The organism is Corynebacterium tuberculostearicum (assembly GCF_022347385.1).
Lineage (GTDB): Bacteria > Actinomycetota > Actinomycetes > Mycobacteriales > Mycobacteriaceae > Corynebacterium > Corynebacterium tuberculostearicum_M.
Genome location: NZ_JAKRDT010000022.1, coordinates 19168 through 27441 on the forward strand (window position 1 = coordinate 19168; position 8274 = coordinate 27441).

General features: G+C 61.8%; 7 protein-coding genes. 2 read left to right on the forward strand and 5 right to left on the reverse strand.

All coding sequences use genetic code 11. From position 1 onward, the window contains the following. Positions 1-86: 86 nt before the first annotated feature. Together MHK00_RS10635 and pta are read right to left on the reverse strand one after the other, a co-directional pair. Complete coding sequence (locus MHK00_RS10635; RefSeq protein WP_250411745.1) at positions 87-1310, reverse strand: acetate kinase; 1224 nt, start codon at positions 1308-1310, stop codon at positions 87-89. Next, entirely contained in the window at positions 1311-2672 is a 1362-nt protein-coding gene (pta, locus tag MHK00_RS10640) for a phosphate acetyltransferase (RefSeq protein WP_250411747.1), read from the reverse strand. A gap of 228 nt (positions 2673-2900) precedes the next feature. Here pta and MHK00_RS10645 point away from each other — a divergent pair, with 228 nt between their 5' ends. Both MHK00_RS10645 and MHK00_RS10650 read left to right on the forward strand, forming a co-directional pair. Continuing rightward, a complete protein-coding gene (locus tag MHK00_RS10645) occupies positions 2901-4262 on the forward strand; it encodes an FAD-dependent oxidoreductase (RefSeq protein WP_250411749.1) in 1362 nt (453 codons plus the stop codon). A 3-nt stretch (positions 4263-4265) separates the two neighbouring features. Continuing rightward, positions 4266-4751 carry a GNAT family N-acetyltransferase gene (locus tag MHK00_RS10650; protein WP_250411751.1) on the forward strand — a complete coding sequence of 162 codons (486 nt, stop codon included), beginning with the start codon at positions 4266-4268 and terminating at the stop codon, positions 4749-4751. Here the strand turns inward: MHK00_RS10650 and purT are convergent. The 3 genes from purT to MHK00_RS10665 form a co-directional block, all read right to left on the reverse strand. Next, the gene (gene purT / locus MHK00_RS10655) at positions 4748-6100 is read right to left on the reverse strand and encodes a formate-dependent phosphoribosylglycinamide formyltransferase (protein ID WP_250411753.1); all 1353 of its coding nucleotides are present in this window, start codon (positions 6098-6100) and stop codon (positions 4748-4750) included. The two genes, MHK00_RS10650 and purT, sit on opposite strands and share 4 nt — an antisense overlap. Positions 6101-6251: 151 nt before the next feature. Further along, entirely contained in the window at positions 6252-7106 is an 855-nt protein-coding gene (locus MHK00_RS10660; RefSeq protein ID WP_250411755.1) for a class F sortase, read from the reverse strand. 155 nt (positions 7107-7261) lie between these two features. Next, positions 7262-8274: VaFE repeat-containing surface-anchored protein (locus tag MHK00_RS10665; protein WP_250411756.1), on the reverse strand; the 1013-nt coding region annotated here is incomplete at its 5' end.

The window sequence follows — 8274 nt, forward strand, 5'->3', positions numbered from 1 at the left end:
TTCAGAGATAAAAAAGAGGCGCGCGATCCCTTATGGATCGCACGCCTCTCGTTCACATTCCAGCTTCTAACTGGATGTAAGAGCCTTTACTTGTAGAGGCCAGCCTCACGCGCCATTGCGGCGATTTCGGCGGACTTCTGAGCGATAGCCAGCTCCTCGTTGGTCGGAACGACAAAGACCTTAACCGGGGAATCCTCGGTGGAGATCATGCGCGGCCGGTCGGAACGGACCAGGTTGCGCTCCTTATCAAAGTGGATGCCGTACATATCCAGGTTGTACAGGGAGTCCTGGCGAACCTCGGTATCGTTCTCGCCCACACCGGCGGTAAAGGTGATGGCGTCCACGCGGCCCAGGGCAATCATGTAGGAACCGATGAAGCGGCGCAGCTGGTGGATGTAGATGTTATAAGCCAGCCAAGCGTCCTGGTCCTCGTTATCGATGCGCTCGCGCAGCGTACGGAAGTCGTTAACGCCAGAGATGCCCTTGACACCGGACTGCTTGTTGAGCAGGTTATCAATCTCATCCACGCTCATGCCCGCCTGGCGGACGAGGTGGAAGATGATGCCCGGGTCAATGTCACCGGAACGGGTACCCATAGCCAGACCAGCCAGCGGGGTCAGGCCCATCGAGGTATCGATGGCGCGGCCATTGCGGATGGCTGCAGCGGACGCACCATTGCCCAGGTGGAGGGTGATCTGGTGGGTGTGCATCGGGTCGCGGCCCAAAAGGCCCGGTACCTGCTGGGAGACGAACTCGTGAGAGGTGCCGTGGAAGCCGTAGCGACGGATATCGTACTTGGATGCCACCTCATTGTTGATGGCATACAGCGCCGCTGCCGGCGGCAGGGTGTTGAAGAACGCGGTATCGAAGACGGCAACGTGCGGAATATCCGGCAGCATCTTGCGGGCCACGCGGATGCCGTCCAGGTTGGCCGGGTTGTGCAGCGGGGCCAGCGGGATGAGGTCCTCAATCATGGACTCAATCTGGTCCACGATGAGCTGCGGCTCGGAGAAGAGGCGGCCGCCGTGAACAACACGGTGACCAACGGCGATAACATCCACGTCGGTCGGGCCAACGTTGTGCTCGCTCATGATGGCAAAAGCGCGCTCAAGGCCGAAGGAGTGAGTAGGGATTTCCAGCTCTTCCTTGTACTTCTCGCCACCGGTCTTGACGGTGACGGCACCGAGGGGCTCGCCAACCTGCTCGACTAGGCCAGAGACCAGCGGGGTATCCGTGGCGCTGGACTCGGGATCGACCAGCTGGAATTTAACGGAGGAAGAACCTGAGTTAAGGACCAGAACGTATGACATTTATTTCTCTCCAGCCTGAATAGCGGTGATTGCAACGGTGTTGATGATGTCCGGAACGGTCGCGCCACGCGACAGGTCGTTTACCGGCTTGTTCAGGCCCTGCAGGATCGGGCCCACGGCGAGCGCGCCGCCGGTGCGCTGTGCCGTCTTGTAGCCGATATTGCCGGCCTCCAAGTCCGGGAAGACGAAGACGTTGGCCTGACCGGCAACGTCAGAATTCGGCATCTTCTTAGCCGCAACGCCTGGGTCGCAGGCGGCGTCGAACTGCAGCGGACCATCCACCTTGACGGAAGAATCCAGCTTCTTGGCGGCTTCGACGGCGGCCACTGCACGGTCAACGTCCGGGCCGGAGCCGGAAGTGCCGGAGGAGTAGGACAGCATGGCCACGCGTGGGTCGATGCCGAACTGGGAGGCGGTCTGTGCGGAAACGATGGCGATTTCGCCCAGCTGCTCGGCAGTGGGGTTCGGGTTGACGGCGCAGTCACCGAAGGCCCACAGGCGGCCACGCATGACCATCAGGAAGATGGAGGAGACCACGGAAGCGTTCGGCTTGGTCTTAATGATCTGGAAGGAAGGCTTGATGGTGTGGGCGGTGGTGTGAGCAGCGCCGGAGACCATGCCATCGGCCAAGCCCTTGTGCACCATCATGGTGGCGAAGTAGGAAATATCCTTCATCGTCTCGCGAGCCTGCTCGAGGGTTACGCCCTTCTTCTTGCGCAGCTCGGCAAAGTCGGCGGCGAATTCCTCTGCCAGCGGGGACTCGAGGTGGTTGATGATCTCGGCACCAGCCAGGTCGAGCTTCAGCTCTTCGGCGCGGGCCTTGATATCGGCCTCGTTGCCCAGGATGGTCAGCTTGGCAACCTTATCGCGCAGTACCACGTGGGCGGCCTCGAGGATGCGGTCATCGTCGCCCTCTGGCAGGACGATGTGGGAACCGGCGGCGCGGGCCTGGTCAATGAGCTGCTTCTGGAAGAGGTCTGCGGACATGACCGGGGAGACGTCGCCAAGCGCAGCAAGTGCGCCCGGAACCGCTTCCAGGTCGGTGAAGATGCCAGCGACGGTAGCCCCCAGGGATTCCGCATTGTGCTGGGCAAGCTCGCCGGTGCGCTGCGGGGCGCCGGAAATGATGGCCAGCGGCAGGCCAAGGGCGGCAGCTACTTCAGCATCGAAGGCGATATCGCCGGTGCCCTGCGCCACGATGTTCTCAGCGGCGGGAGCCTCAGCCAGGACGGCGGCGACGGTGGCATCGAAGTCTTCGAGGCGGATGAGCTCCGCGCCCAGGTCTTGAGCCAGGGCGGGCACATCGAGGCCATCGAAGCCACGGCCGATAGCGCTAATAACTGCGGAATGCGATGCAGACATGCAACTTACCTTTCATTCACGGTCACTTGAACACAATTAACGCGCCTCATAACTTCATGTCAGTCATCACAGTTATCAGCGCGCGGTGACTACTCCACTGTACGCGATTTACCCCCTCCTATGCCCCATCGTGACCTCCCTAAACTGGGGTTAGTAATGCTGTGGTTTTTATCGCATAGTGACCGCGTAGAATATGCAGCACAACGAAAGAAAGGACACCCTAAGCACATGACTACCCCAGTGCGCGTCGCCGTGGTCGGCTCCGGCCCGGCAGGCATTTACGCCTCTGACCTTCTAGTGAAATCCGACCTCGATGTGCAGATCGATCTTTTTGAAAAGATGCCGACGCCGTTCGGTTTGATCCGCTACGGCGTGGCACCGGATCACCCGCGTATTAAGGGCATCGTGCAGTCCCTGCACAACGTTATGGAAAAGGAAGAGATCCGCTTCCTGGGCAATATCGAGGTGGGCAAGGACATCACCGTCGAGGAGATGCGCGAGTATTATGACGCCATCATCTTCGCCACCGGTGCCACCGCCGATAAGCGCATGGGCATCCCGGGCGAGGATCTCAAGGGCAACCATGGCGCCGGCGAATTCGTGGGCTTTTATGACGGCAACCCCAACTTCGAACGCGATTGGGATCTCTCCGCAGAGTCCGTCGCCGTCGTCGGTGTGGGCAATGTCTCCCTCGACGTCTCCCGTATCCTGGCCAAGACCGCCGACGAGCTGCTGGTTACCGAAATCCCGGATAACGTCTACGCAGCACTGAAGAAAAACCGCGCCAAGGAGGTCCACGTCTTCGGCCGCCGCGGCCCAGCACAGGCTAAGTACACGCCGAAGGAGCTCAAGGAGCTAGACGAATCCCCGACCATCGAGGTCATCGTCAACCCCGAGGACATCGAGTATGACGCCGCCTCTGAAGAGGCACGCCGCGCCGCCAAATCCACCGACCTGGTGTGCCAGACGCTGGAGTCCTACGCCATGCGCGAGCCAGGCGATGCCCCGCACAAGCTCTACATCCACTTCTTCGAGTCCCCAGTAGAAGTATTGGGCGAGGACGGCCACGTCACCGCCATTAAGACCGAACGCACCGAGCTCAACGGCGATGGCACTGTAACCGGTACTGGCAAGTTCACCGAGTGGCCGGTGCAGGCGGTCTACCGCGCAGTGGGCTACCACCCGCAGTCCGTCGACGGCGTACCTTTCGACGAGACCCAGGCCACCATGCCTAACGACGGCGGCCACGTGCTGGCCAATGTCGACGGCGAAAAGCTCCCCGGCCTCTACACCACCGGCTGGATTAAGCGCGGTCCGGTGGGCCTGATTGGCAATACCAAGTCCGATGCCAAGGACACCACCACCATGCTCATCGCCGATTACAAGGCAGGCGACTTGGAGCCGGCCACCAAGCGCGATCCGCAGGATATCCTGGACTTCCTGGCTTCCCGCGATATCGCCGTGACCACCTGGGAAGGCTGGCACCGCCTGGATGCCGCCGAGCGCGCTGCTGGCGAGCCGCACGGCCGCGAGCGCATCAAGATCGTCGAGTGGGACGAGATGGTCAAGCACGCCGGCCCACAGGCCTAACCCGTGCCGCACACCATTACCGCCGCGCCCCTGGGGCAGCTGGCGGCCTTGGACGTCCACCAGCTCTACAAGCTGCGGGTGGACGTCTTTGTGCACGAGCAGCGCTGCCCGTACGCCGAGATTGACGCCACCGACGCCGATCCCCAGACCGTGCACCTGCTGGCCTGGGACGCGGACACCCACGAGTTGCTGGGCACGGCCCGCGTCTTTCCAGCCGCGCCTACTGACGCCACGCTTGCCGACGCCACCACCGGCGCCCAGATCGGCCGCTTCGCGCTCGCGCCCGCCGCGCGCGGCACGGGCCTCGGCCGCGAACTCTTCCAGGCGGCCGTCGACCTAGGCGAGCGCATGCACCCAGGCCAGCCGCTTTACCTGGAGGCGCAGGCCGGCCTCGTGGACTATTACGCCAGCTTTGGCTTTACTCCGGTAGGCGAGCTATTCGACGACGAGGGAGTCCCCCACCAGCCGATGCTGCGCCCCGCGCCCTAGTCGGCGTCGTCCACGCCGGAGGCAAGCTTTGGGTCGAGCTCCACGCCGCCCTCGTACTCCACGACCTCGATATCGGGGACGTTATCCGCCTCCGGCTGGATGCCGCGCGCACCGCCCTGGGCCAAAAGGCCCGGCGTGGAGGTCACCTCGATCTTGTGCGCGGCTAGTGCTGCGCGGTCGCGCGCCTCCTCCGCGCTTTCCGCGGTGGCAGACACCAAGCCCATGCGACGGCCCTTGTAGGCCCCGGGCTTGCCAAAGAGCTTCACGTCCGTCTCTGCGTAGTTGAGGGCCGCGGCGATGCCGGTATAGGCCACCTCATTCAGCTCCTCATCCGCGTGGATGACCACGCTGGCACCCGGAGTGACCAGGGTGGCGTCGATGGGGTAGCCCAAAATCGCGCGCGCATGCAGGTCAAAGACGGAAAAACGCTGCGTATAGCAGGTCAGCATCGCCGTATCCGAGGGCCGCGGGGACACGGAAGAAAAGTACACGTCATCGCCCGCAACGAAGAGCTCCACGCAGTACACGCCGCGCCCGCCCAACTCATTAGAGATGCGCGCGGCCACCGAGCGCGCGTTTTCCAGCGCAATCTCGCTCATGCCGGTAGGCTGCCACTCCTCCACGAGGTCGCCGCGCTCATGGCGGTGGCCGATAGGCTCGCTAAACCACGTGGCCAACTTGCCCGTCGCCGGATCGATGGAACGGATGGCCAGCAGGGTGACCTCGAGGTCAAAGTCCACAAAGCGCTCGGCCACCACGCGCTGCGAATCCGAGGACACGCGCCGCACGGTCTCCCACGCGGTGCGCACATCCTCTTCATCGCGAGCAATCATGTGTCCCTTGCCGGAGGTGGACACGTCCGGCTTAATGATGCACGGAAAGCCCAGCTCCCCTACCGCTTCTTCCAGCTCCTCCACGGAGCTAGCAAAGCGATACGCGGAAACCGGCAGCCCGATATTCTCCGCCACCTCGCGCACGCACTGGCGGTCCTGCGTCATGGCGCAGGCGCGGGCGGAGGGGACCACGATGGCGTCGCTATGCGCCTCCATCTCCTCCAGCGCTTCTACCGCAACGGTTTCTACCTCTGGAACCACAAAATGCGGCTGAATCTCTTGAGCCAGCTGCAGGATGCGCCCGGCGTCCTTGATATCGGCGACGTAGCTATACTGCGCCACCTGGTGCGCCGGCGCGCCCGCATACGAGTCCACCGCGTGGACCTCCAAGCCCAGGTTTTGGAAGGACATGGCCAGCTGCTTGCCCAGCTCGCCCGAGCCCAACAGCAATACCTTGGTGGCATTGCTGGTCAGCGGCGTGCCAATATGACCGGCGATCTCGCCTGGATTATCCATGAAAATGCTCCTTCTAAGCCGCAGGCAGCGGCGGTTACTGCCTTAAATTATTTCATATTTAGGCCCCAACCCCACTACCCACATGCCAGGTGCCGCGCATAAGCAAAGGCGCCCTGTGGGCAATTCCACAGGGCGCCTGAAACATTTCTGCCTAGGCTGCAGGGGCCTCAGCCGGTGCCTCGGCTGGGGCTTCAGCCGGGGCCTCCCCCGCCGGTTGCTCGGCGGGCTGCTCTGGCTCGCCTACCGGCTCCGCTACGGTAATGATGTTGTCCTCATACCCCAGCGCGCCGCCAACGAACTGGCCGCCGCAGGTAATAAGAACCAGGCGGTTCTCGCCTTCCTTATCGTTGACCACGTCCGGGAAACCGGAACCCTTGGGCAGGCGGTACGGCGCCTCGGTCACGCGGAAGGTGCGCTCTTGGCCGTCGATGACCACGGTAAATTCCTGGTCCTTCTTTAGCTTGGTGAACTTCTCCGCATAGCCGGTGCCTTGGCCCTGGTAGTTAATGTGGCCGGTAATCACGCTCGAGCCCACATTGCCGGGCTCACCCGGCACAGCGGAGGCGGAGTACCAGCCCACGCGGGTGACGTCGTGTGGCGGCAGCAGCACGCCCTGGTCCGTGACCTGTACGGGGTCTACAGCCGCGTACTCGCCGTCGATGCCTACCGACATGCCCTCAAAGCCCTTGAACTCACCAGGGGCGGCCTCGTACTCGTGCTCCTGCTGGCCTGAATCATCCACGAAAGCATCGGACTTCGGTGCAGAATCCTGTGCGCTCTCGCTGGCCACCGTCTCCGGTGCCGAGCCGGCCTCATCCTCATCATCGCCCGCCAAATACAGCACTACCTGCAACAACACCAGTGCGACGACGACTATGGCCGCGATAATAGCAATCAGCTTGCCACGACCCATGCCCTGCTTGCCGACGCCCCCTTCTTCCCCACTCGCCGGGTACTGCGAAGCGCCGTTGTCCTCCGGCTGCTCTGGTTCCCTGTGCATTCCCATAGCTAGCTTCCTCCACTTCCTCGATTTGTCTACCCTGTGCAGGTTATATGCAAATCCCCTCCAGCGTGTGCAATCACACCCTGGAGGGGATTTTTGGTGTTTAAGTCTCGGCCCCGGTGGGGCGGCCCGTGGGCCACCTCACCGACACTTAGGGATTACTTGATGTAATCCTGCATACCCGACTCAAGCTCGGTTGCGCCGGACGGTACGGACTTAATCTCAACGCGGTCAGCGTTGGATGGCAGTGCGTTACCAGTCTCTTCAGGTTGCTGACCCTGGCGTCCGGCATCGCGGCCGTGTCCATTGTCAGAGTTGCCGCCCTGAGGAGCATCCTGGCCCTTGCCCTCGTGACCATTGCCGCCCTGAGGAGCATCCTGGCCCTTGCCCTCGTGACCATTGCCGCCCTGAGGAGCATCCTGGCCCTTGCCCTCGTGACCATTGCCGCCATTGTGGTTGCCGGTGTTGTCACCGTGGCCACCGTTGTGGCTGCCGTGGTCGTTGTGGTCGTGGCGATCCTTGATGATCTTACCCAAGCCGATGCCCGGAATCAGGATGAGCCACCACGGAATCTTGCCCTTGGAGGAACCATTCGAGGAACCGCCTGGGTTGTCCGGATCATCGACCTCGTCAGAGGTCACAGTCTGATCCTTATCGTTGATGTCCTTGTGCTCAGCGATGTGGTTCGGCTTCTCCGAAGTAGCATCCGGAGTCTCCTTGCCATTCTTATCAACCTCGACAGAGGTCAACTCCTCAAAGGCAACCGCAGCCTCAACCGGCTCAGTCACATCATCATTAACAGTGATCTCAACCTCAACCTTGCCGTTGGAGGCCTCTGGCTTGAAGGTCTTCTCACCGGTACCCAGAACAGACTTGCCGTCCTCCTTGCTAATCAGCTCAGCCTTCAGGGTGTATTCCTTACCCGGAACCAGACCCTCATAGGAAACCTCATCAACAACCTTGGCACCAGCAACAACCTCACGCAGGTCACCCTCAAAGTCAGCATTAGTGGAAATCTTCGGGGTCTTCTCAGAACCCTCAGAGGTCACAGTCTGATCCTTATCGTTGATGTCCTTGTGCTCAGCGATGTGGTTCGGCTTCTCCGAAGTAGCATCCGGAGTCTCCTTGCCATTCTTATCAACCTCGACAGAGGTCAACTCCTCAAAGGCAA